Raw genomic sequence first — 23,875 nt, forward strand, 5'->3', positions numbered from 1 at the left:
CTGTTGCTACAGTGACAACGAGAACTTCATCATGTGCGGAATAGTCGGGATTTGGGGCCCTGTCGGGAACAAGGAACGTGTGTTGGCGGAAAGCTGCCGCCGCATCCGCCACCGCGGGCCGGACAGCAATGGTTTCTGGGAAGACCCCGAGGCCGAACTGGCGCTGGCGCATGTGCGCCTGGCGATCCTGGATCTGACCGAGGCCGGCCATCAGCCCATGACGTCGGCCTGCGGCCGCTATGTCATGGTGTTCAACGGCGAAATCTACAACCACCTGGACATCCGCAAGCAGCTCGAGCAATCGGCGCTGGCGCCGTCCTGGCGCGGCCATTCCGATACGGAAACGCTGCTGGCGGGCTTTACCGCCCTGGGCATCGAAGCCACCTTGCAGGCCGCCGTGGGCATGTTCGCCATCGCGCTGTGGGACCGCGCGTCGCGCAAGCTGATGCTGGCGCGCGACCGCATGGGCGAGAAGCCGCTGTACTACGGCTACTCAGGCGCCGAACTGGTGTTCGCGTCGGAACTCAAGGGCCTGATGCCGATTCCCGGCTTCGGCCGCGAGCTCAACCGCAACGCCCTGGCGTCGTTCATGCGGCACAACTACATTCCGGCGCCGCAGTCGATTTACCAGGGCATTGCCAAGCTGCCGCCGGGTACCTGGGTCGAATTCACGGCCGACGATACCCGCAGCCGTCGCATGCCCGAGCCGCGCGTGTACTGGTCGGCCCGCGAGGCCGCCGACACCTCGGCGCAATCGCTGCTGTCGTTCGAATCCGATGCGCAGGCGACCGACGCGCTGGAAGGCGTGCTGTCCAAGGCGGTTGGCGGCCAGATGCTGTCAGACGTGAGCCTGGGCGCCTTCCTGTCCGGCGGCATCGACTCGTCCACCATCGTGGCCTTGATGCAGGCGCAGAGCTCGCAGCCCGTGCGGACCTTCGCTATCGGCTTTCACGAGAAGGGCTACGACGAGGCGCAGCATGCCAAGGCGGTGGCCACGCATCTGGGCACCGACCATACCGAACTGTACGTGACGGCGGAGGATGCGCTGGCCGTGGTGCCCACGCTGGCCGACATGTACGACGAGCCGTTCGCGGATTCGTCGCAGATTCCGACCTCGCTGGTCACGCGCATGGCGCGCCAGCACGTTACCGTGGCGCTGTCCGGCGATGGCGGCGATGAGCTTTTCGGCGGCTATTCGCGTTATTTCCGCGTGAACAACTGGTGGCAGCAATGCGAGCGCGTCCCGGCGCTGCTGCGCAAGCCCGCCGGCGCGCTGTTGAGCGCGTCCACCCATCTCCCCGGGCGCGGCGCCTGGCGCGGCAAGGTCGGCAAGCTGGGCGAACTGCTGCGCACCGATACGCGCGGCGAGTTCTACCGCCATTTCGTATCGTATTGGGCCGATCCTTCCAGCGTGGTGAAGGGCGGCGTGGAACCGGTGTCCGAGTTCGCCCGGGCGATGCAGGGTTCCACGTTCGAAGCCATGATGAAGCTGGACACGGTGACTTACCTGCCGGACGACATCCTGGTCAAGGTGGATCGCGCCGCCATGGCCGTCAGCCTGGAAACGCGCGTGCCGCTGATCGATCACCGCGTATATGAGTTCGCCTGGAGCCTGCCGCACCAATACAAGGTGCGCGGCAACACGGGCAAGTGGCTGCTGCGCCAGGTGCTGCACCGCCATGTGCCGCAGGCGTTGGTGGACCGCCCCAAGCGCGGTTTCGCCGTGCCGCTGGCCGCATGGCTGCGCGGCCCGCTGCGCGAATGGGCCGATGCGCTGCTGGACCCGGCGCGCCTGCGCCAGGAAGGCTGGTTCGAGCCCGAACCCATTCTGCGCAAATGGCGCGAGCATACGTCGGGCCATCGCAATTGGGACAGCCATCTGTGGGGCGTGTTGATGATGCAGGCCTGGCTTGACCGCTACCGCGGTGGCAAGGAGCAGGGAGGATCGGTTGGGAGTCTTTGACGCATGAAAATCTTGATGCTGGTCAGTTCCATGCACGCGGGTGGCGCCGAACGGGTCGCCGCCACGCTGGTCAACGCATGGGCCGAGCGCGGGGATTCCGTCATCCTGACGCCCACCTACTCGTCCAAGGGCAACTGCTTCTATCCGCTGTCGGACAAGGTCGAACTGGCCTGGCTGGCGGATCTGGCAGGCACGCGCGCATCGGGGGCTAAGGCCGCATTCAAGCGTCTGCTAGCGCTGCGCAAACACATCCGCGATTCGAAGCCGGACGTGGTGGTGTCCTTCCTGACCAACGTCAACGTGGCCGCCATACTGGCTTCCCTGGGATTGAAGGTGCCGCTGATTGTTTGCGAGCGTACCAATCCGGTGGCCGAAACCACGACGGGAACCGTGTGGCGCAAGCTGCGTCGCATCCTGTATCCCCGCGCCGACATGGTGACGGTGCAGGCGGAGGATACCGCTGGCCCGTTCGCCCGGCAGGTGCCCGGCATCAAACGCCTGGCCGTGATTCCCAATCCGCTGCCGGCGCCCTTGCTGGATGCGCCGCTGGTGCCGCAGCGTGAAGACGGCGGTCCCCGCGAATTGCTGGCGATGGGACGCCTGGTCACCGACAAGCAGTTTGACCTGCTGATCGACGTGTTCGCGCAATTGGCGCCCGACTTCCCGGACTGGAATCTGCGCATCTGGGGCGAAGGCCCCGAGCGCGGCGCGCTGGAGCAGCAGGTCGCGCGCCTGGGCCTGCAGTCGCGCATCAGCTTGCCTGGCCGCACCGAGGCGCCTTGGGATGAACTTGCGCGGGGCCAGGCCTTCGTGCTGAGTTCGCTGGTGGAAGGCTTCCCCAATGTGCTGCTGGAAGCCATGTCGCTGGGCCTGCCCTGCGTGGCGTTCGATTGTCCCAGCGGGCCGCGCGAGATGACGCGCAACGGCGAGGACGCTCTGCTGGTGCCCGCCGGCAATCGAGATGACCTGCGCGAGGCCCTGCGCCGTCTGCTGGGAGATGCCTCCCTGCGCCAGCAACTGGGCTTGCGCGGCGCCGCCGCGGTGCGCCAGCGCTATGCGCTGGCCAGCGTCCTGGCGGAATGGGATGAATTGTTCGATGCCGTGCGGGAGGGACGATGAGCGCCCGGCCGCTGCGTGTCCTGCACATCATCACCGGCCTGGGGCAGGGTGGGGCGGAATCCGTGCTGTTCCGCCTGGCGACCTATCCCGGGGCGGATGTGGAACATGTCATCGTGTCGCTGACCGACGAGGGCATCTATGGCCAGCGCCTGCGCGCGGCAGGCGTCGCGGTGCATGCGCTGGGCATGAAACGCGGGCGGGTCAGCCTGGGCGGTTTCATGGCGCTGCGTTCGCTGATCGCCGCGACGCGTCCCGACGCGGTGCAGACCTGGATGTACCACGCCGATCTGATCGGCGGCCTGGCGGCGCGCCTGGCAGGCGTGCGGGCCATCGCCTGGGGCATACGCAATTCGGGCGAACACCTGGAGCGCAGCAGCCGTTCGGCCCGCTTGGTGCTGCGGGCGTGCGCGCTGCTGTCCGGCCGCATACCCAAGGCCATCGTATGCGCCGCCCAGAAGTCGGCGCAGCGCCATGCCGACAAAGGCTATGACCGCGAACGCATGGTGGTGATCGCCAACGGCTATGACTTGTCGCGCTATGCGCCGAATGACGAGGCCCGGCAGCGGGTGCGCGCGCAATGGGGCTTGCCGCAGGACGTGCCGGCCATCGGTTGCGTGGCCCGCTGGGATCCGCTCAAGGACCACGCCAACCTGCTGCGCGCCATCGCCGCGTTGGTACGCGATGGACGCGACGCGGGACTGCGCTGCGTGCTGATAGGTCGTGGCATGGACACCGCAAACACCGAGCTGGCGGCCTTGATCGACAGGCTGGGCCTGCGCGACCGGTTGGTGTTGGCGGGTTCCAGCGACGACGTGCCCGCCGCAATGAACGGGCTGGACCTGCATGTCCTGTCCAGCTGCGCGGAAGGCTTTCCCAACGTGGTAGCCGAGGCCATGGCCTGCGGCGTCTACTGCGTCGTGACGGACGTGGGCGACGCGGCCTTTATCGTTGGCGATGCCGGCGTGGTGGTGCCGCCGGAGCAGTCCGAGGCGCTGGCCCGCGGCATTGAAACAGCCCTGTGCGAAGTGGCCTCGCGCGGCCGTACGCGTGCAGGCGAGGCGGGCCGCGCCCGCGTGCTGGAAAATTTCGACCTGGCGCGCATGGTGCAAAGCTATATCGCGGTGTGGCGCCGCATCTCAGGAGTCAAAGCATGAGCGCAGGGCGCCGCCTGCTGTTTGTCGTCAACAATCCGGCCTTCTTCATGTCGCACCGCGTGCCGGTGGCGCTGGCCGCGCAACAGGCGGGCTACGAGGTGCATGTCGCCACGATGGACGGTCCGGCCGTGGCGGACATCGAGGCGCTGGGCATGACGCATCACGCCATACCCATGACGCGCAGCGGCAAGCATCCCTTGCAGGAGTTGGGTACGCTGCTGGCCCTGATACGGCTGTTCCGCCGCCTGCGGCCGCAGATCGTGCATCTGGTCACGATCAAGCCCGTGCTCTATGGCGGCATCGCTGCCCGCTTGACGCGCGTGCCGGGCATGGTCGCGGCGATTTCCGGACTGGGCTTTGTGTTCCTGTCCAATTCCCTGAAGATGAAGCTGGTGCGCGCCGTGGTCGCGCGCCTGTACCGGCTGGCGCTGGGCCATCCCAATAGCCGCGTGATCTTCCAGAACGCCAGCGACCGCGATTTGCTCAAGTCGCTGGGTGCGGTGCGCGACGCCCAGGTCGTCATGATCCGGGGCGCGGGCGTGGACCTGAATGCGTATCGGGCCCAGCCCGAACCGCCGGCGCCGCCGGTCGTGGTCACTATGGTGGCCCGATTGCTGCGCGACAAGGGCGTGCAGGAATTCGTGCAGGCGGCCAGGCTGCTGCGCGAGCGTGGTTTGCCTGTCACGATGCAGCTGGTCGGCGGCGTGGACGCCGGCAATCCGGCCTCGGCGACGCAGGACGATGTGGATGCCTGGCAGCGGGAAGGCTGCGTGCGCGCATTGGGCGAACGCTCCGACGTGGCCGCGCTGTACGCCGCCTCGCATATCGCCGTGCTGCCTTCCTATCGTGAAGGTCTGCCCAAGTCGCTGATCGAGGCGGCAGCCTGCGCGCGCGCGGTCGTGACTACCGATGTGCCTGGTTGCCGCGATGCGATCGAACCTGGCGAGACGGGACTGCTGGTGCCGGTGCGCGACGCGCAGGCGTTGGCGGACGCCATCGCGCGTCTGGCCGAGGATCCGGTCTTGCGGCAGTCCATGGGCGCCGCAGGCAGGGCGCTGGCCGAGCGCGAGTTCAACATCGAGCGCGTGGCGCGCAGCCACGTGGAAATCTACGACGCGCTCAGCGCCTGATACGGCAGCGCCGGCGCCGGGGGGCGCCGGCTCGCGCTCAGGGACGGCGCGTGATCGCGTCGATCCAGTAGCGGGTGGAAGGATCCTGCTGGCTGGCTTGCTGCGAATTCAACTCATGCATGATGCCCTTGGCCAGGGCCTTGCCGAATTCAACGCCCCATTGGTCGAAGGGATTGATGCCCCAGACCACGCCCTGCGTGAACACCTTGTGTTCGTACAGAGCCAGCAGCGCGCCCAGGGTATAGGCTTCCAGGTGCGGCAGCACGATGAGCGAGGACGGCCGGCCGCCCGGATGGACGCGATGCTGCGCCAGTAGCCGCGCGCGGTCGGGGTCGCTTTCAATGGCCGAGGTTTCGGCCAGCGCTTCCTCGAAGGACTTGCCGCGCAGCAGCGCGGAACGCTGCGCCAGGCAGTTGGCGATCAACAGCTCGTGGTGCCGCGCGTAGGCGTGGTCGGGTTTTTCGCACAGGATGAAGTCGACGGGGGCGCCCCGGGTGTCCTGGTGCAGCCACTGGAAGAAGGTGTGCTGGCAATCGGTGCCCGACATGCCCCAAACGGCCGGGCCGGTGGGCACGCCGGCCGGGCTGCCATCGACGGTGGCGACCTTGCCCAGCGATTCCATTTCCAGCTGCTGAGCCCAAGGCACGATGTGATAGAGCCGTGAATCGTAGGGCGCAATCACCAGGGAATCGTAGCCCAGCACGCTGCGGTTGACGACGCCGGCAAGCGCCAGCTGGACGGGCGCGTTTTCCTTGATGGGCGCGGTGCGGAAATGCTCGTCCATGGCGGCGGCGCCCGCCAGTAGCTGGTCAAAGCAGTCGGTGCCCAGCGCCAGCGCGACCGGCAGGCTGATCGCGGACCAAAGCGAATAGCGTCCGCCCACCCAATCCCAGATCTGGAAGATGTGATCGGGCAGGATGCCCAGGTTCAAGGCCGCCTCGACGTTGGCGGTGACCGCCACGACCTGCTTGATCGGATCCGCCACGCCGGCATCGCGCAGCCAGTTCATGGCGACCTCGGCATTGGCCAGCGGTTCAGTGGTGGTGAACGACTTGGAGGCGACGATCACCAGAGTATCGTGAGGATCGAGGCGGCTCATCGCGTCCGCGACCGAATGTGAATCCACGTTGGAGGCGAAACGCACTTCGCGCCGCGCGCCGCCGTGGCGCAGGGCGCGCGTGACCAGCCGTGGGCCCCAGTCGCTGCCGCCTATGCCCAGATGCAGCACGCTGCCATAGCGTCCGGCTGCGTCGGCCTGGCGCACGAACTCGCGCATGCGCTCGCGTTCGCCGAGCACGGCCTTGGCCACCCTGGCAGGCGGTTGGGGCGCGCGCAGCGCGGTGTGCCAGGCGGCGCGTTGCTCGGTCCAGTTGGCATTGCCGCCGTCGAACAGGCAGGCCCGGGCAGCGTCGAAGCCTTGCTGTTCAAGCAGGGCGGCCTCGGCTTTCTGCAGGTCCGGCGAATACACCTGCGCGCTCAAGTCCAGGCGCAGGCCGGGGGCATTGAGGACGCGCAATTGCTCGCCGCGGCGCGGCGCGGCGCGCGTGGCCGCGATGAACTGTTGCCAGGCTGGGCTGTTCGATAAAGACATAGGCAAAACTAGAAAGGTAGATCGGCCTGCGGCGCGAGCTTGCTCAGTTCGCGCCGGAAGTCGGCTTGTATGCGTTCCAGCGCCGCTTGCGTCTGCGCTTCGAAACGCAGCACGACCACAGGCGTGGTGTTCGAGGGGCGTGCCAGGCCGAAGCCGTCAGGATATTCCGCGCGCACGCCATCGATCGTGATCACGCGATTCGCGCCGGGGAACTGTCCTTGCTCCTGCAAGGCCTGGACCAGGGTGAAAGGCTGGCCCTCTTCCATTTCCAGCTTCAGTTCGGGAGTAGAAACGTCTTGCGGCAGGGCTTCCAGCACGGCGCAGGGATCGGCGTCGCGCGACACGATCTCCAGCAGGCGCGCACCTGTGTAGAGTCCGTCATCGAATCCGTACCAGCGTTCCTTGAAGAAGATGTGGCCGCTCATTTCGCCGGCCAGCGGGGCCCCGGTCTCGGCCAGCTTCGCCTTCACCAGCGAATGGCCGGTCTTCCACATCAGCGGCGCGCCGCCAGCGGCTTCGACCGACAGGCCCACGTGGCGGCTGCACTTCACGTCATAGATGATGGTGGCGCCCGGATTGCGGTCCAGCACGTCGCGGGCGAACAGCACCAGTTGGCGGTCCGGCCAGACGATCTGGCCCGATTTCGTCACCACGCCCAAGCGGTCGCCGTCGCCGTCAAAAGCCAGGCCCAGTTCGCAGTCGGTCTCGGCCACGCACTTGATCAGGTCCTGCAGGTTTTTGGGTTCGGCGGGGTCGGGATGGTGGTTGGGGAAGGTGCCATCCACCTCGCAGAACAGTTCGGTGACTTCGCAGCCCAGGGCGCGGAACAGCGCCGGGGCGACCGCGCCGGCCACGCCGTTTCCGCAATCGATGGCGATTTTCATGGGCCGCGCCAGCTTGATGCCGGACGCGACGCGCGCGATGTAGGACGCCACCAGGTCCAGCTGACGGCGCACGCCGGGCCGCGTCGCCGGGGCGCTGGCGGGGGCGTTCATGGTGGCGGCCAGCGCCTGCACGTCCTCGCCGTAGAGCGCGCGGCCTCCCATCATCATCTTGAAGCCGTTGTACTTGGGCGGGTTGTGGCTGCCGGTGATGGCGACGCCCGATCCCGTCTGCATGACGTTGGCGGCGAAATAGACCAGGGGCGTGGGCACCATGCCGATATCCAGCGTGTCCACGCCGCCTTCCAGCATGCCTTCCTGCAGCGCCACCGACAGCATCTCGCTGCTCAGGCGGCCATCGCGGCCGACGACCAGGGTCTGTACGCCTTGTTCGCGCGCGCGGGCGGCCAACGCCGCGCCCAGGGCGCGGGCGAAGCGGGCGTCAATCAGGTCGGGCACGGTGCCGCGGATGTCGTAGGCCTTGAAGACCGAGCCGGGAAATTGCGTATTGTTGCCCACGGCGGTTCCTTGGATGTTGGGTTGCAGCTCGGGTTCTGGCGCGGATTCAGGTAAACCCGCGTATCAAAACGCGCCTGGCTAGGGATTAAACCGGAATTATCCCCCATTGGCGCTCCCCCTTCATCCGGCAGACGGCGTAGGGCTTTTTCCGTCCTTGCACCTCGGCGGGACGTCTGCCCTGATCTGGTGCCTGCGCGGACGTCAACGCCTGGTTACGGTGCGGCGCCCGGCCGCGCTCCAGGGCTTGCAGGGGAGGCTGGGCGTGGCATAAAACTTGCTCGTCGTCCGAAGGTGATACGCTTGCTATGCAAGCAGAAAGACCGGGAGGGGCCATGGGCGCCAAAGTTTCTACTGTCATGTCGTCATCCAGGGGCGCCTCAAACCGGCGGGGTCCGCCCACGGATCACGCCGGACCAGCCGCAGGCCGCGAGCGCCGGCTCGACATCCACGTGTTCGTTTCCGAGGCGGGCGGCCTGGCCACGGGCCGGGCCTGGGAACGTTGCGTATGGCGCGACGCCCGGGTCCTGATCGCCGAATCCCCGGCGCCCCATCTGCCGGCTTCGATGGAAAGCGCGCTGCGCACCGTCGCCGCCGACGTGGCGCGGGACCGCGGCTGGCAGGGCATGGGTACCGTTGCTTTCGCGCTGGACGATCGCAGCGGCGTGTTCCGCGTGATCGACGCCCAGGCGCAGGCCCATTCGGGCACGGCCGTAGCCGATTGCGAACCCGTCGCCGCCCATGCGCTGGAAGTGCGCATCGACGGCTGCGTGGACCGTCGCCTGCCATGCACGCGCTTGCTGGTGTGCGGCGCGACCCGGGGCGAGGTGCTGCGCCGCGCCTACCGCGCCCTATCGGAAATGCCCGGCCCCGCAGGCGTCGACCGCGCTTTTCTCATGAACCGCATTGCCTCTCGGGCCTATTGCTCGGGGCTGACGGGTGCGAGGCTGGATCAGGCGGTCGGCTGATCTGTCCTGGCGGCGGGCTGCGCGGGTCCGCCTGGTGGCGACCCGGGGGCGTTTCAACCCCTACAATAGTCGGCACATCCCTGGCCTGGATGCATCCAGGCTCTACTTGGCCGCGCATATGACCTTGCTGAGCGATCTACAGTCCCTTCTGGGCGCTTCCCACGTGCTGACGGGCACGGACGCCGACACCTACGTGCTGGACTGGCGCCGCCGCTATCGAGGCGTCGCGCTGGCGGTGATCCGTCCCGGGTCGACCGAGGAAGTGGCGGCGGCCGTAAAGCTGTGCGCCAGGCATGGCGTGCCGGTGGTGCCGCAAGGCGGCAATACAGGCTTGTGCGGAGGCGCCACGCCTGACCTGTCCGGCAGCGCGGTGATCCTGTCCACCACTCGCCTGACGGCGGTGCGCGCGCTGGATACCGACAACGACACGATCACCGTGGAGGCGGGCTGCGTCTTGCAAGCGGTGCAGGAGGCTGCCGCCACAGCCGGCCGGCTGTTTCCGCTGAGCCTGGCCGCCGAAGGCAGTTGCACCATAGGTGGCAACCTGGCGACCAATGCGGGCGGCACGCAGGTGCTGCGCTACGGCAACACGCGCGAACTGACATTGGGCCTGGAGGTCGTGACCGCCGAAGGCGAGATCTGGCACGGCCTGCGTGGCTTGCGCAAGGACAACACCGGCTACGACTTGCGCGACCTGTACATCGGCAGCGAAGGCACGCTGGGCATCATCACCGCCGCCACGCTCAAACTGTTTCCAAGGCCGGTGGCTTCGTGCACGGCATTGCTGACGCTGGACGGTATCGACCAAGCGGTCGAGCTGCTGTCGCGTGCCCGCGCGGGTTTTGGCGCGGCGCTGACTGGCTTTGAGCTGATGAGCGGGGCATGCCTGCAGGCGGTCGTGCGGCTCTTCCCGCAACAACGCTTGCCGTTCGAGGGAGATTCCGCCGCGTCCCCGTGGTTCGCCCTGCTGGAACTGTCCGACAGTGAAAGCGAGGAGCACGCGCGTGAACGATTCGAAACCGTGTTGGGCGAGGCCATGGAAAGCGGGCTGGTGAACGATGCCGCCATCGCCGCGAACGTGACGCAAAGCAAGGCGCTGTGGCACCTGCGCGAGAGCATCCCGCTGGCCGAGGCGGAGCTGGGCAAGTCGGTCAAGCATGACGTGTCCATCCCGATCTCCGCCATCGCCGGCTTCGTGCACAAGACCAACGCCTTGCTGCAGGCGCGTTTTCCGGGTGTGCGCCACGTGATCTTCGGCCACCTGGGCGACGGCAATCTGCATTACAACGTGGCCCATGCGCCGGGGCAGACCGAGGCCGAGCTGCTGGCGTTGCAAAGCGATATCTACGGCGTGGTGCACGACAGCGTGCATGCGCACCATGGCTCGATCAGCGCGGAGCATGGCGTCGGCCAGCTCAAGATCGACGAGCTGCCGCGCTACAAGAGCGCTGTCGAACTGGACCTGATGCGCAGAGTAAAGCGAGCGCTGGACCCGCAAGGGCTGATGAATCCGGGCAAGGTATTGCGGGCCTAGGGCGCCGCGCACGAAAGGGAATCGCAACCATGGCAACCAGTCCCGCGGCGGGCGCGAATTGCAGGGTATTGATCGTCGAGGATGATCCGGTGATCTCCGGCAACCTGTACACCTTCCTGGAAGCGCGCGGCTTCCTGCCCGATGCCGCCTATTCGGGGCCGGCCGCGCTGGAGCGGCTGAGGGAGCAGCGCTTCGATGCCCTGATCCTGGACATCGGCCTGCCGGGCATGGACGGCAACGCCGTGTTGCATACGCTGCGCAACGACATGCGCGCCGACGTTCCGGTGCTGATGCTGACGGCGCGTGACAGCCTGGAAGACAAGCTGGTCGGGTTCTCGCATGGCGCTGATGATTATCTGACCAAACCTTTTGCGCTGCTTGAGGTCGAGGCGCGCCTGATTGCGCTGATCCAGCGCTCCAAGGGGGCGACGGTGGATTCGGTGCGGGCTTTCGGCCCGCTGTCCTACGACACCCGCAACCGCGCGGTGTCGGTCAACGGCACTCCCGTGCATCTCACGCGCAAGGCCGGCCTCATCATCGAAGCGCTGTTGCGCGATCCTGGCAGGGTGGTCTCGCGCGAGGAGCTGGAGTCCATGTTGTGGGGCAACGAACCGCCTTCCTCGGACGCGCTGCGCAGCCAGGTGCACCTGTTGCGCCGCGCCTTGGCCGATGCTGGCTTCGATGGCATCGAAACCATACATGGGACCGGCTGGCGCCTGACGCTGGAAGCTGGAGCGGCCAGATGAGCGGCATTTCCGCGGCGTCGGTCGGGGGTACGCTAACCCAGCGGGTGGTGTGGGCGCTGACCGGAACCGTGGCGTTGTTCGTGACGGCGCTGGCCCTGCTGGCTTACCTCACTTTCGACCAGATGGAAGACGACCTGGTCAACGACATTCTGAATACCGAAATGGACCGGCTGGTGCAGCATGCGCAGGTCAGCGACGGTTTTCTGCCCCGTGAAGGCGTGCGCGAACTGGGCGGCTCCATGCGCGCCTGGGTCAGCGTGGACGGCAAGCGGCCCACTGGCATGCCCCAGGAAATCGATGCCCTGGACAGCGGCCTGCATCTGGTCGAACCGGGCGCCTACACCTGGCATGTGATGGTGGCCGAAACGGCGCGAGGCAAGGTGTACCTGCTTTACGACGCCACCGAGAACGAAGGGCGGGTTCACGACTTCGGCCTGATCGTGCTGGGCGTGGGCGCCATTTGCGTGGTGGGCGCCTATGCGCTGTCGCGGCGCGTGGCCGCCATCGCGGTCGGGCCGCTGCTGGACCTGACCGACCGGCTGGCCACTTGGGCGCCTGGGGCGCCCGACATGGCGGTGACGCGCGACGATGAGGCGGGGCGGCTGATAGAGGCCTTCAACCGGGTGCAGAACCAGGTGGACAGGTCGATTGCGCGCGAGCGCGAATTCGCGGGCAATCTCAGCCACGAGGTGCGCACGCCCTTGGCCGCGATCCGCTCGGATAGCGAGTTGATGCTGCTGACCCAGGTACTGACCCCGGACCAACGCCAGCGCCTGACCCGCGTGGTGGACAACGTGGACGATGTGATCGTGTCGCTGGAGAGCGCACGCTCCATGGCGCGGGATGAGCTGCGCCCGGCGGAGTCCGTCGACCTCAGCGAATGTATGGACAACGCCTGGCGCGGCTACGAAGCCCAGGCAGGGTTGGCCGGGCTTGGTTTCGAAAACAGGATCGCCGCCGGTCAGGTTCGCATGCTGGATCGCTATGCCTTGCTGACCGTGTTGCGCAACCTGATCCGCAACGCGGTGGAGCACGCCGCGCCGGCGACGCTGACCGCGAGCGTGACCGCCGACGGCGCGCTGGAGCTGCGCGACGATGGCAAGGGCATTGCCGCCGACGACTTGCCTTTCCTGTTCCGCCGCTATTACAGCGGCCGCATGCGGGATTCGGGCGCGGGCAGCCCCGACGAAACGGCGCGCGGGCTGGGGCTGGCGATCGCCAAGCGCGTCTGCGACATGCAGGGCTGGTCGCTGACGGTCGATTCTTCGCGGCAAGGCGAGCAGCGCGGCACCTGTTTCACGCTGCGTTTCGAGGCCGATGAGGGACACGCGATGGCGGCGGCAGGCGGCGCGCAAGGTCAAATTTGACGAAAGTTTGACTGTCGGCGGCCTAAGCTGCCCGTTTGCCTGACGGACCTCCTGTCGCCACCATGCCGCCCCTATCGCCGCCCGCGTTGCGCAAGCCGACGCCGGCCTCGTATCTGTTGAGCCATGTCTTTGCGATCACGCTTGCGCTGGCCTGCCTGGCATGGTGGGCCAATGTCTCGGGCTTGGATATGCGAATCGCTCGCGCGCTGTTCGATCCGGCGCTGGACGATTTTCCGCTGCGCCTGAACCGTTGGCTGGATCTGATCGGGCATCGCATGGTGCTGGCCCTGCCTATCGGGATAGGACTGGCCGCGGTGGGCGTGGCGGCGGCAAGCTATCGCATTCCGGCCTGGCGGCCATGGCGCGGACCGGCGCTGGCGCTGGCGGCAACCTGCCTGACGGGGCAGGTGCTGGTGAATCAACTGAAGCACTACACGACGCTGCCCCGTCCTTATGATCTGGACTCCCTGGGCGGCTATACCCCTTACCCGTCGTTCTGGTGGACCTGGGTGCGGGCTGCGGGGGGCGGCGCTTTACCCAGCGGTCATGCTGGCGCGGGCTATTCGATGTTGACCCTGTATTTCGTGGGCTGGGCGCTGGGGCGTCCGGCGTGGCGCTGGTGGGGGCTGGCAGCGGGTATCGCGGGGGGAGTGGGTTTTTCCACGGTGCGTATCCTGCAAGGCGCCCATTTTCTCAGCCAGACGCTTTGGTCCGCTACCTTGATGTGGTTCCTGGCGGCCCTGTTTTTCTATCCCCTCATCGTGGCCCGTCACGCCGCCGCGGGCTTGAACCGTTAGTCGCGGGATGCCCGGGTCGGTTGGTACGGGCGAAACATCGGCGCGCTGCGCGTCGCTGGCGCCATTCTGGCGCGCGGGCCTGATACCCGGCCCAAAGTACAATGGGCAGCGACGCTCGGTCCCGGGCCGCGCTCAACTGCTTTCGGATCCTTGCCAATGAATGTTCCCGCCGATACTCCCGTCACGCCGCGGCGTCGTCCCCGGAACCTGGCTCAGGGGCTGGTCGAGAGCATCACGGAGCGTATCCGTGGCGGGGACATCAGGCCCGGCGACAAGTTGCCGACGGAATCCGAGATCATGCGCCAGTTCGGCGTCAGCCGTACGGTGGTGCGCGAGGCCCTGTCCCGGCTGCAGGCATCGGGCCTGGTCGAGACGCATCATGGCGTGGGGACGTATGCGCTGGGGCCTAGCGGCGGCGGGGATTTCCGCGTGGATCCCGCCGACATCGCCACGGTGCGCGACGTGCTGGTGTTGCTGGAGCTGCGTATCTGCCTGGAAAGCGAGGCTGCCGGCCTGGCCGCGGCCAGGCGCAGCCCGGAGCAGCTGCATGAGATGAGGCGCGCACTGGAAGCCTTCAAGAGCGCACTGGAGAACGACGGCGACACCGTCACGCCGGATTTCCAATTCCATCTGCTGGTCGCGCAAGCCACGGACAACCGTTACTTCGCGGACCTGATGTCGCATCTGGGTTCGGCCATCATTCCGCGCACCCGGATCAATTCGGCAAAGTTTGCGCACGAGGATCGTGCTGCCTATCTGGCGCGGGTGAACCTCGAGCACGAAGACATCTACGGCGCGATCCAGCGCCAGGACGCGGAAGCCGCGCGCGCAGCCATGCGCACGCATCTGAGCAACAGCCGCGAACGGCTGCGGCGCGCGCAGTAAGCGCGGCCGAAGGCTCGTCCCAAACCGCGTTAACCTTTGCGCGTTTTCATACTTCGAACCACGAGGCGGCATGGCTCTGCTCGGCATATACAGCGGCATTCTTTCATCTGAACAGGCGTTGCGACGCCAGGGGAGGGTGTACGCATGCGCCGTCTGACTCTGCGGTTCATCATTGCGGTCCTGGCGCTGCTGACGCTGTCGCGGCTGGCGCTGGCCTTCTGGATGTGGGATCGGGTGGAGGCGGCAGGCGGGCTGGGGCCGTTGCTGCTGGGCGGCCTGCGCATCGACGTCTGCCTGATGTCCATGGTGATCGCGCTGCCGGCGGTGTTTTCGCCCTGGTTCGGCCATCGGCCGCTGGCCGCCCGCATCACCGCCTGGTGGTTCCGTGTCTGGTGGATGCTGTATGTGTTGCTGGAGGTCTCCACGCCGCAGTTCATCGCGGAATACGACACGCGGCCCAACCGGCTCTATTTCATCTATCTGCTCAATCCGAAGGAAGTCGGTTCGATGCTGTGGCAGGGCTACAAGGGCGTGCTGCTGGCGGCCTTTGTCGTGTTGGCGCTGGCGGCCTGGCTGTCGGTCCGCCTGTTTCCCACCCGCGCCCGCGATCCGTTCATGTCGTGGTGGAAGCGGCCGCTGGCGTCGTTCGTGATCCTGGCGCTGGTGTTCCTGGGCGCGCGCGGCACGCTGGAGCATCGTCCGATCAATCCGGCCAAGGTCGCCTACAGTTCCGACGCCATGGTCAATGCGCTGGCGCTGAATTCGCTGTATAGCGTGTTCGACGCCGCCTACCGCATGCGCGATGAGCGTTCGTCGGCAGCGATGTATCCCAAGATGGCGGTGGACGAAATGAATGCCATCGTGCGCGAGAAGGCCGGGCTGACGGGCGCGCCGCTGGACGCGCGGTATCCCAGCTTGCATGAGCAGAAGGCGATGGCGCGCCGGGATAAGCCGTTGAACCTGGTGATCATCCTGCAGGAAAGCCTGGGCGCGCAGTATGTGGGCAGCCTGGGCGGCCGTGATCTCACGCCCAACATCGACCGGCTGGGCAAGGAGGGCTGGATGTTCCACCGCGCCTACGCGACGGGCACGCGCTCGGTGCGGGGCATCGAGGCGGTCACGGCGGGCTTCCTGCCCAGCGTGGCTGACGCGGTGGTGAAGCTGCCGCGTTCGCAGACGGGTTTCTTCACGCTGGCGCAGGTGCTGGGCAAGCATGGCTACCATTCGCGCTTCGTGTACGGGGGCGAGTCGCACTTCGACAATATGCGGGCCTTTTTCCTGGGTAACGGCTTTAACGAAATCGTGGACCGTCCCAAGTTCGTGAATCCAGTGTTCGAAGGGTCGTGGGGCGCCTCGGACGAGGACATGTTCAACCAGGTGGACCGGCTGCTGCGGGCGGATGGCGACAAGCCGGTGTTCACGCTGGCGTTCTCGGTGTCGAATCATTCGCCGTGGGAGTATCCGGAAGGGCGCATCAAGCCGGTGGGAGATCCGGCCACGGTGGATAACACGGTGCGTTACGCGGACTGGGCGCTGGGGCAGTTCTTCGACAAGGCGCGCAAGGCGCCGTACTGGGACAACACGGTCTTCCTGGTGATCGCGGATCACGATTCGCGCGTCTATGGCTCCATTCCGGTGCCGGTGCGGCATTTCCAGATTCCCGCGCTGATTCTGGGGGCGGGGATTGCGCCTCGGCAGGATGAACGGTTGGTCAGCCAGATCGACATGGCGCCCACCATGTTGTCCTTGATGGGGCTGGACAACGTGAATCCCATGCTGGGCGTGGATCTGACGCAGCGGGATCCGAATCGGGCGATGATGCAGTACGCGGATAATTTCGGCTATCTGCAGGGGGATCAGTTGCTGGTGCTGGAGCCTTCGAAGGCGCCGCGGCAGTTCAGGTATGAGGCGGCGCCTGTGGGGCGGGATGAGGTTTATGCGCCGGTGGAGCCTTTGGATCCTCGGCTCTCGGAAGAGGCCTTGGCGCATGCGTTGTGGGCTAGTTGGGCGTATCGGGAAGAGCGGTATCGGTTGCCTTGATGGTGGCGCTTTATGCGGGATGATGCTGGTTCTTAAGACGCTTGGGGCGTCGGGGGCCTGGGGTGCGCGGGGCAACGATTGCGGTCCGGAGCCTTCGCTCCGGACTTCCCCTGCGTCATCCTCATACGCCTTCGGCTCCCTACGGATTCCCTTGGGCTTATCGACGCCCCGCGCGCCCCAAGCCCCCAACGCCCCAAGCTTCGGTGTTTGAAACTTCACGGTCGCAGGGACGGGTGGTGTGCTTGGCATGCTTGCCGCGGGCGGCGGGGCGGTGGAAGATCTTGCGGTGCCCGCTCGATTGGGCCGCCCGGGCGGCCCAATCGAGCATACGCGGCGTCTTGCGCTGTGTTGTTTTGGGTGGTGGGGCTGCGCGCCGATCGCTGACCGCTGCTTGATTCTGCGCAAGTCGGATTTTTTGTGAAGGGGGGAAACTGGCGCATGACTTTTCCTGAATCGTCTTCCGGGGCAGGCCGTGCTGCGGCTGCCCAATCAAACAAATCTAGTATTCGCGTGCCGCCGCGCCGCCGCGTGCTGCCGTTGCCGCGCGGGCGCTTCGCCTGGGTGACGGGCGTCATCAGTACCGTCTGGCTGGCGCTCAACACGGTGTTCTGGTGCCTGCTTCTGTTTCCGCTGGCCTTGTTGAAGCTGCTGCTGCCGTTCGCGGCGGTCAGGCGGGGGATCGATCCCGTGCTCAACGGCATTGCCACGGCCTGGGTGTCCTGCAACGCCGGATGGCTGGCACGGATCCAGGATGTGTCCTGGGATGTGCAGGGCAATGACGGGCTGCGCTACGCGGACTGGTATCTGGTGAACTGCAATCATCAGTCCTGGGTGGATATCTTCGTGTTGCAGCAGTCGCTGAACCGGCGTATTCCGTTGCTGAAGTTCTTCCTGAAGCAGCAGCTGATCTATGTGCCGGTGATCGGGCTGGCGTGGTGGGCGCTGGATTTTCCGTTCATGAAGCGCCACGGCAAGGCGGCGTTGCGCCGCAATCCGGATCTGGGGCGGCAGGATCAGGAGACCGCGCGGCGGGCCTGCGCGAAGTTTTCACTGGTGCCGACCAGCGTGATGGTGTTCGCCGAAGGGACGCGTTTCAGTCCTGCCAAGCGCGATGCGCAGGGATCGCCGTACCGGCATCTGCTCAAGCCCAAGGCGGGCGGGCTGGCGGTGGCGTTGAATGCGATGGGCAAGCGTTTCCGCTCGATGATAGACGTGACGATTGCCTATCCGGAGGGCGCGCCCAGCTTTTGGGACCTGGCCTGCGGCCGTGCGGGGCGGGTGCTGGTGCGCATGCGGCAGTTGCCGGTGCCGCCGGAGTTCTGCGAAGGCAACTACTCCGGCGACAAGGCGTTCCGCACGACCTTCCACCACTGGCTGGGCCAGCAGTGGCAGGCCAAGGACGATGAGATCGAGGCGTTGACGGCGCCTGCCAGGGCAGGCGCCGGCGCGGATTAGGCGCGGGCGGGCAGCACCGTGCCGGAGCAGGCGCCGAAGCCGATGCGCGGATAGCCCGCCTTCACGCATTCGGCGCGGATGATGACCTGGTCGCCATCCTGCAGGAAGGTGCGCTTTTCGCCCCAGGGCAGGTCGATCGGGTTCTTGCCGCCGTTGCTCAGTTCCAGCAGCGAGCCGGCTTCCGAGGGTTGCGGGCCGGACAGGGTGCCGGTGCCCAGCATGTCGCCCGGTTGCAGGTTGCAGCCGTTGACGGTGTGATGCGTGATCAGCTGCGCCACGTTCCAGTAGGCATCGCGGAAGTTGCTGCGCGACAGGAAGGCGGGCGGCTGCTTGTCGGCGCGCGATTTCTCGGTGGTCAGCAACACTTCCATCTGCACGTCGAAGGCGCCCTTGGCGCGGTTGGCGTCGGATGCCAGGTAGGGCAGGGGCTGCGGTTCGGACGGGCCGCGCATCCACTGCGTGCGGAACGGCTCCAGCGCTTCCATGGTGACGACCCAGGGCGAGATCGTGGAGGCGAAGTTCTTGGCCAGGAAGGGGCCCAGGGGCTGGTATTCCCAGGCCTGGATGTCGCGCGCCGACCAGTCGTTCAGGATGCACAGGCCGAACACGTGCGATTCGGCGTCGGCCAGGGGGATGCGGTCGCCCTGGGCGTTGCCCGTACCGACGAAGATGCCCAGTTCCAGTTCGTAGTCCAGGCGGGCGCAGGGGCCGAATTGCGGCGCCTCGCCCTCATTGGCGGGACGAGTCTGGCCGACGGGGCGGGGGAATTTCTGGTCCACGCCGATGCTGGAGGCGCGGCCGTGATAGCCGATGGGCACCCACTTGTAGTTCGGCAGCAAGGGGTTGTCGGGGCGGAATTGCTTGCCCACGGCGGTGGCGTGGTGCACCGAAATGTAGAAGTCGGTGTAGTCGCCGATGCGGGCGGGCGTGGTGTATTCGGCGTCGGCTTGCGCAACCAGCAGCGGCTCGACCGTGGCGCGCAGGGCAGCGCCTTCGCGCAGCGCGCGCGACAGCGCCAGGCGCAGGGCGCTCCAGTGGGCCTGGCCCAGGGCCATCAGGGCGTTCAGGCTGTCCGTGGCGCACGCTGCCAGCGCCTCGGCTGCCAGGCCTTCGAAGGGCTGTTTGGCGGCCAGCGCGGCCAGGTCCAGGATCTGGTCGCCGATGGCCACGCCGGGGCGGAACGGTTCCGTCGTGCCCTTGCGGCGGAAGGTGGCATAGGGCAGGTTCTGCACCGGGAAATCCGACTCGCCGGTGTTGGCGCTGGCGATCCAGCTCTTCAGGGACGGGTCGTGGGTTTCGTTGATGGTGGTCATGGCTGCGTGTCTCTTTCAGTGTGGTTATGCGGTGGCCGGGCGCCAGGCGCCGGAAATTACAAATGCCAAACGGCGATGAGCTTGCGCTCATCGCCGCGGGCGTGGAAAGCAGGAGGTCTGCGCGTCACGCCTTGCTGGGGTCGAAATGCTTGGCGATGCCCTGCCAGCACCGGTAGTAGTCGCCCTGCAATTCTACCGAGGCCAGCGCCTGTTCCGTGGGGCGGATGACGCGCCGCGTCTCGAACATGAACGCCATCGTGTCACGGATGTAGTGGGCCTTGCTGGTGTCGGCGTGGGAGGCCTTTTCGAAGGTCTCGGCGTCGGGGCCGTGGCCGCTCATGCAGTTGTGCAGGCTGGCGCCGCCCGGTGCGAAGCCGTCGGCCTTGGCGTCGTAGACGCCCTGGATCAGGCCCATGAATTCGCTGGCGATGTTGCGGTGGAACCAGGGCGGACGGAAGGTGTTTTCCATGGCCAGGATGCGCGGCGGGAAGATCGCGAAATCCATGTTGGCCGTTCCCGGGGTGTCCGACGGCGCGGTCAGCACGGTGAAGATCGAGGGGTCCGGATGGTCGTAGCTGATGGAGCCGACGGTGTTGAAGTTGCGCAGGTCGTACTTGTACGGCGCGTGCGTGCCGTGCCAGGCCACCACGTTCAACGGCGAATGGTCGATGGATGCGCGCCAGAAGCCGCCCGTGAACTTGGCGATGAGTTCGAAGTCGCCTTCGAGGTCTTCGTACCAGGCCACCGGGGTCTTGAAGTCGCGGGCATTGGCCAGGCAGTTCGAGCCGATGGGGCCCAGCTCCGGCAGACGCATGGCCGCGCCGAAGTTCTCCAGCATGTAGCCGCGGGCGCTGCCGTCCAGCAGTTCGACGCGGAAGCGCACGCCGCGCGGGATGACCGCGATTTCCAGGGGTTCCAGGTCGATCAGGCCCAGTTCAGTGGCCAGGCGCAGGCGGCCTTCCTGCGGCACCAGCAGCAGTTCGCCGTCGGCGTTGTAGAAGTAGCGTCCTTGCATCGAGCGGTTGGCCGCGTACAGGTGGATGCCTACGCCGCTCAGTTCGTCGGGGCCGCCGTTGCCGCCCCAGGTCTTCACGCCTTCCAGGAAGTCGGTGGGGGCGGCGGGAATCGGCAGCGGGCTCCAGCGCAGCTGGTTGGGCGTGACGGGTCCCTGGCCGAAGGTACTTTGCCAGCCGGCGGCGCCGTCAAAGGCCTCGAACGGCTTGTGTTGGGCGCCGGGGCGGATGCGGTAGAGCCAGGAGCGGCGGTTTTCGCTGCGCGGCGCGGTGAAGGCGGTGCCGGACAACTGCTCGGCGTACAGGCCATAGGGGCATTGCTGCGGCGAGTTGCGGCCCAGCGGTAGCGCGCCGGGCAGGGCTTCGGTGGCGCAACTGTTGCCGAAGCCGGTCTGGTATTGCAGTTCCATGGATTCCTCCTGAGCGGCGGCGCGGTGCTTGGCCGCGCGGCCTGGTGCGGGTGGCTCGTCCGGAAGGGGTCCGGAGCCCATATGGCATTGTCGGAAAAAATCCCCGCTACGGCTATGGGAATGTAAAAATAGAGACTATAAATTTTGTGAATAGTAGGGGGGTGTATGGCCGAGCTGCGCGATGTCGATCTGAACCTGCTGCTGTTGTTCCAGCATCTGCTGGAGGACCGCAATCTTTCGGCCGTGGCGCGGCGCATGGACCTGTCGCAACCGGCTGTCAGCAACGCGCTGCGCCGCTTGCGCGAAGCATTCGGCGACGATCTTTTCGTGCGCACGGCGCAGGGCATGCTGCCCACGCCGCGCGCGCAACGCTTGGCGGGGCCGGTCAGCGAGGCGTTGACCATGTTGTCGCAGGCTCTGAAGGACCAGGACGTCTTCGATGCCGCCACCAGTACGCGCCGCTTCCGGGTGGCGATGACGGACGTGGGCGAGATTCACTTCATGCCACGCCTGATGGAAGTCTGCGTGCAGGTGGCGCCGCTGGTGCGCATCGATTCGGTACGCGTGCAGGGACCGGATCTGCCGCGGGAAATGGAGGCCGGGCGGGTGGATCTGGCGATCGGCGCCTTCGATGAAATGGGGGCGGGTACGCTGCAGCGCATGTTGTTCCGCCAGGGCTATGCGACCTTGTTCCGGCAGGCGCATCCGACGGCGCACGCCGGCATGAGCCTCAAGGCCTTCCGGGCCGAACGCCACCTCATCGTGTCGCGCGCGGCGCCTTATGGACAGGTCAATCAGTCCATGGAACGCGCCGGCGTCGAACTGGCTGAGCACTTCAGCGTGCCGCATTTTTCGGCCGTGCCCTATATCGTCAGCGCGACCGACCTGCTCGCGACCGTGCCCGAAAAACTTGCCGCCAGCGCCGCGCCGCCGTTCGGCCTGCGCTACATCACGCCGCCGATAAGAGTGCCGGCGCTGCAGACCAATATGTACTGGCAGCGCCGGGTGGACCGGGATGGCGGCAACCAGTGGCTGCGCGCGTTGATCGTCAATACGTTCGCGGTCGGGGCGTGAACGGAACTACGGCGCCACCGACGCCCGCGCCTGGCGCAGCGCCTCGCGCAGCACTTCCATGTCGCCCAGGTGGTTGGCCAGCAGCAGGATCAGCGCCGCATTGAGCTCCTGGCTCTGCTCGTTGGTGAGGTCGCGGTGGGTCTCGATCAGCGCTTCGTAGAAGTCGTCCGGCGAGACCAGGTTGGTTTCGGTAATCAGCATGATGGAGTCATCTCGAAGTTCAGGCGCGGCCCGTGGCGCGGCTGACGGCCGCGGTGACGGCGCCGGCGGCGAAAGCGCGCCAGCGGGCGGTGATGTGCTGGTCGGGGCGGATCAGGTAAGCCGTGCCGGCTTGCGCGTCATAGCGCTTGCCCAGGCAGCCTTCGCGGTCCGTGACGCAAGCCAGTTCCTTGGGCAGCGCGGACAGGTCGCATTGCGGGCTGGCGACCAGCACGGCCTTCACCGGCACGGGCGCCATGCGCAGGGCCTGCAGGGCGATCAGCGTCTCGCGGTCGGGCAGGGAGTCGCCACAGAAGAGCGCCAGCACGAATTCGCCGTCCAGCTGCGCCAGCCACCAATCGTGCGCGTTCACGGGGGCGTCCAGAGCGACCGCGCCCGGCACCATGCGGCCGCTGAAGGCGTCGGTGTCCGGCGTGTTCAGCGGTGAACCGGCGTAGGTCGCGGGCAGCGACAGGCGGCCGCTGTTGACCAGCGAGCGCGCGAACGGATGGGTCTTGGCCAGGTTCAGCACCGCGTTGCGGAAGTTGCGGCTGATGTCGCTCTTGGGCGTGATGAAGTCGGTGGCGCGCGAGGAGTTCAGGATGTTCTCGTCGGCGGCGTATTCGCGCTCGACGGCGTAGCTGTCGATCAGCGTCTCGGGCGCCTGGCCGGCCAGCACCAGCTTCAGTTTCCAGGCCAGGTTCTCCGCGTCCTGCACGCCGCTGTTGGCGCCGCGGGCGCCGAACGGCGATACGCGGTGCGCGGAGTCGCCGGCGAAGACGACACGGCCGTGGCGGAACTTGTCCATGCGTTCGCACGCGAAGGTATAGACGCTGACCCATTCCAGCTCGAAGCGCGCGTCGGGGCCCAGTAGTGCGCGGATGCGCGGCAGCACGTTTTCAGGCTTGACGGCCTCGACCGGGTCGGCGTTCCAGCCCAGCTGGAAGTCGATGCGCCAGACATTGTCGGGCTGGCGATGCAGCAGCACGGACTGGTTGGGATGGAAGGGCGGGTCGAACCAGAACCAGCGCTCGGTCGGGAAGTCCGCCTGCATCTTGACGTCGGCGATGAGGAAGCGGTCGCGGAAGATGCGGCCATGGCTTTCCTGGCCGATCAGCTTGCGCACCGGCGAACGCGCGCCGTCGCAGGCGATCAACCAGTCGGCATGCAAGGCATACGCGCCGTCCGGGGTCTCCACGTTCAGGACCACGCCGTCATCGCGCTGTTCCAGGCCGACAACTTTGTTCTTCCAGCGCAGATCGATATTGGGTTCCTGGCGCGCCTGCTCGTACAGATAGCCTTCGGCGTAGTACTGCTGCAGGTTGATGAACGCCGGGCGGCGGTGGCCGGGTTCGGGCAGCAGGTCGAAGCGCCAGACTTCCTGCTCGCGGAAAAAGACCTTGCCCACGTTCCAGGACACGCCCTTGTCGATCATGCGCTGACCCACGCCCAGGCGGTCCCAGATCTCCAGCGTGCGCTTGGAGAAGCAGATGGCGCGGGAGCCGGTCGACAGGCGGAAGTCGTCGTCCAGCACCACCACGCGCACGCCCTGGCGCGCCAGGTCCAGCGCCGTGGTCAGGCCGACCGGGCCGGCTCCCACCACCACCACCTGATGGCGCGCCAGCTCGCTGGCGGCCTGGTCGGCGTGCTTTTCATAGGCGAATTCCATCGCCTGAAAGTCGATGTCTCCCACGGTTGTCTCCTGTGTGGGTCATATTGTT

The 23,875-nt window shown here is 66.7% G+C and carries 19 protein-coding genes; 13 read left to right on the forward strand and 6 right to left on the reverse strand.

All coding sequences use genetic code 11. The annotated features are described in order from the left end of the window. Positions 1-31: 31 nt before the first annotated feature. From asnB to NGK62_RS16190, 4 genes are read left to right on the forward strand one after another with little or no spacing between them, the layout of a single operon-like run. The gene (asnB, locus tag NGK62_RS16175; RefSeq protein ID WP_054451972.1) at positions 32-1,963 is read left to right on the forward strand and encodes an asparagine synthase (glutamine-hydrolyzing); all 1,932 of its coding nucleotides are present in this window, start codon (positions 32-34) and stop codon (positions 1,961-1,963) included. A gap of 3 nt (positions 1,964-1,966) precedes the next feature. After that, complete coding sequence (locus NGK62_RS16180; protein WP_251879175.1) at positions 1,967-3,082, forward strand: glycosyltransferase family 4 protein; 1,116 nt, start codon at positions 1,967-1,969, stop codon at positions 3,080-3,082. Beyond that, a complete protein-coding gene (locus NGK62_RS16185) occupies positions 3,079-4,236 on the forward strand; it encodes a glycosyltransferase family 4 protein (RefSeq protein ID WP_251879177.1) in 1,158 nt (385 codons plus the stop codon). The genes NGK62_RS16180 and NGK62_RS16185 overlap by 4 nt, the downstream gene beginning before the upstream one ends. Next, positions 4,233-5,366, forward strand: coding sequence for a glycosyltransferase family 4 protein (locus tag NGK62_RS16190; protein ID WP_251879179.1), 1,134 nt, complete (start codon positions 4,233-4,235; stop codon positions 5,364-5,366). Before NGK62_RS16185 ends, NGK62_RS16190 begins: the two co-directional genes overlap by 4 nt. Positions 5,367-5,403: 37 nt before the next feature. Here NGK62_RS16190 and pgi read toward each other — a convergent pair whose 3' ends face one another. Together pgi and NGK62_RS16200 are read right to left on the reverse strand one after the other, a co-directional pair. Beyond that, positions 5,404-6,957, reverse strand: coding sequence for a glucose-6-phosphate isomerase (gene pgi / locus NGK62_RS16195; protein WP_502802968.1), 1,554 nt, complete (start codon positions 6,955-6,957; stop codon positions 5,404-5,406). An 8-nt stretch (positions 6,958-6,965) separates the two neighbouring features. Continuing rightward, positions 6,966-8,357 carry a phosphomannomutase/phosphoglucomutase gene (locus NGK62_RS16200; protein ID WP_118931373.1) on the reverse strand — a complete coding sequence of 464 codons (1,392 nt, stop codon included), beginning with the start codon at positions 8,355-8,357 and terminating at the stop codon, positions 6,966-6,968. A 332-nt stretch (positions 8,358-8,689) separates the two neighbouring features. Between NGK62_RS16200 and NGK62_RS16205 the strand changes: the two genes are divergently transcribed. The 8 genes from NGK62_RS16205 (at position 8,690) to yihG (ending at position 18,146) form a co-directional block, all read left to right on the forward strand. Then, positions 8,690-9,322 (forward strand): BPTD_3102 family carboxylase-like protein, encoded by a 633-nt coding sequence (locus tag NGK62_RS16205; RefSeq protein ID WP_118931372.1) that lies wholly within the window; start codon positions 8,690-8,692, stop codon positions 9,320-9,322. Between the two features lie 118 nt (positions 9,323-9,440). Further along, complete coding sequence (locus NGK62_RS16210) at positions 9,441-10,856, forward strand: FAD-binding oxidoreductase (protein ID WP_118931371.1); 1,416 nt, start codon at positions 9,441-9,443, stop codon at positions 10,854-10,856. A 29-nt stretch (positions 10,857-10,885) separates the two neighbouring features. Continuing rightward, positions 10,886-11,602, forward strand: a complete 717-nt coding sequence (locus NGK62_RS16215; RefSeq protein ID WP_059371339.1) for a response regulator transcription factor — start codon at positions 10,886-10,888, stop codon at positions 11,600-11,602. Continuing rightward, entirely contained in the window at positions 11,599-12,969 is a 1,371-nt protein-coding gene (locus NGK62_RS16220; protein ID WP_118931370.1) for a sensor histidine kinase, read from the forward strand. Before NGK62_RS16215 ends, NGK62_RS16220 begins: the two co-directional genes overlap by 4 nt. A 62-nt stretch (positions 12,970-13,031) precedes the next feature. Next, complete coding sequence (locus tag NGK62_RS16225; RefSeq protein ID WP_251879183.1) at positions 13,032-13,766, forward strand: phosphatase PAP2 family protein; 735 nt, start codon at positions 13,032-13,034, stop codon at positions 13,764-13,766. Positions 13,767-13,922: 156 nt separating this feature from the next. Beyond that, complete coding sequence (locus NGK62_RS16230; protein ID WP_251879185.1) at positions 13,923-14,651, forward strand: FadR/GntR family transcriptional regulator; 729 nt, start codon at positions 13,923-13,925, stop codon at positions 14,649-14,651. A 144-nt stretch (positions 14,652-14,795) separates the two neighbouring features. Then, complete coding sequence (locus NGK62_RS16235; RefSeq protein ID WP_251879187.1) at positions 14,796-16,691, forward strand: LTA synthase family protein; 1,896 nt, start codon at positions 14,796-14,798, stop codon at positions 16,689-16,691. A gap of 537 nt (positions 16,692-17,228) precedes the next feature. Continuing rightward, on the forward strand, positions 17,229-18,146 hold the full coding sequence (gene yihG, locus NGK62_RS16240) for a 1-acylglycerol-3-phosphate O-acyltransferase, YihG family (protein WP_059371487.1): 918 nt from the start codon (positions 17,229-17,231) through the stop codon (positions 18,144-18,146). Here the strand turns inward: yihG and fahA are convergent. Beyond that, the gene (gene fahA / locus NGK62_RS16245; protein WP_251879189.1) at positions 18,143-19,459 is read right to left on the reverse strand and encodes a fumarylacetoacetase; all 1,317 of its coding nucleotides are present in this window, start codon (positions 19,457-19,459) and stop codon (positions 18,143-18,145) included. The two genes, yihG and fahA, sit on opposite strands and share 4 nt — an antisense overlap. A gap of 124 nt (positions 19,460-19,583) precedes the next feature. Next, on the reverse strand, positions 19,584-20,882 hold the full coding sequence (gene hmgA, locus NGK62_RS16250) for a homogentisate 1,2-dioxygenase (protein ID WP_088142609.1): 1,299 nt from the start codon (positions 20,880-20,882) through the stop codon (positions 19,584-19,586). A gap of 165 nt (positions 20,883-21,047) precedes the next feature. Here hmgA and NGK62_RS16255 point away from each other — a divergent pair, with 165 nt between their 5' ends. Further along, positions 21,048-21,956, forward strand: a complete 909-nt coding sequence (locus NGK62_RS16255; RefSeq protein WP_118931366.1) for a LysR family transcriptional regulator — start codon at positions 21,048-21,050, stop codon at positions 21,954-21,956. Between the two features lie 6 nt (positions 21,957-21,962). Here the strand turns inward: NGK62_RS16255 and NGK62_RS16260 are convergent, their stop codons facing one another. Beyond that, positions 21,963-22,157: a DUF2783 domain-containing protein gene (locus NGK62_RS16260; RefSeq protein WP_054451956.1), complete on the reverse strand. Its 195-nt coding sequence runs from the start codon at positions 22,155-22,157 to the stop codon at positions 21,963-21,965. A 19-nt stretch (positions 22,158-22,176) separates the two neighbouring features. Continuing rightward, positions 22,177-23,847 (reverse strand): FAD-dependent oxidoreductase, encoded by a 1,671-nt coding sequence (locus NGK62_RS16265; protein ID WP_251879191.1) that lies wholly within the window; start codon positions 23,845-23,847, stop codon positions 22,177-22,179. Between the last annotated feature and the right edge of the window lie 28 nt (positions 23,848-23,875).

The sequence above is a fragment of the Achromobacter sp. Marseille-Q4954 genome, from assembly GCF_943737025.1.
GTDB lineage: Bacteria > Pseudomonadota > Gammaproteobacteria > Burkholderiales > Burkholderiaceae_B > Achromobacter > Achromobacter bronchisepticus_A.